General features: G+C 72.6%; 1 pseudogene. It reads right to left on the reverse strand.

The annotated features are described in order from the left end of the window. Positions 1-232 (reverse strand): annotated as a pseudogene (locus Aple_RS56445) (oxidoreductase); the annotation flags it as partial. Positions 233-379 lie beyond the last annotated feature (147 nt).

Here is a 379-nt window from a genome sequence, read left to right on the forward strand (position 1 = left end):
GCCCCTCCACATACCCCGCACCCGCCTCCAGATGCCCTACCTCCACGACAACCAGGCTCTTCGGATCCAACCCATGCTCGATCAACGTCAACCGCTCCGCCGCCCGAGCCACCACCCCATCGGCCACCCCGAACGGCCGCAACACCACAAGCTCCGCATGCACGATCGCCCCCAGCACAACCGCGGGCGCCTTCGACGACGCCAGCAACTCCGCGAGCGCCCCCAACCGCACCGAAACCTCCGCGGCCCCCGGCGCAGGCCCGAGCCCCAGCGGGTCCGCCGACGTGTCACCCCCACGCGGCCGCCCAGGCTCATCGGTCAACCCAACCCCGGCCAACGCGTGCAACCGCGCCAAAGCCTGCCGAGGCGCCCCCCCCCC

This window comes from Acrocarpospora pleiomorpha, assembly GCF_009687885.1.
Lineage (GTDB): Bacteria > Actinomycetota > Actinomycetes > Streptosporangiales > Streptosporangiaceae > Acrocarpospora > Acrocarpospora pleiomorpha.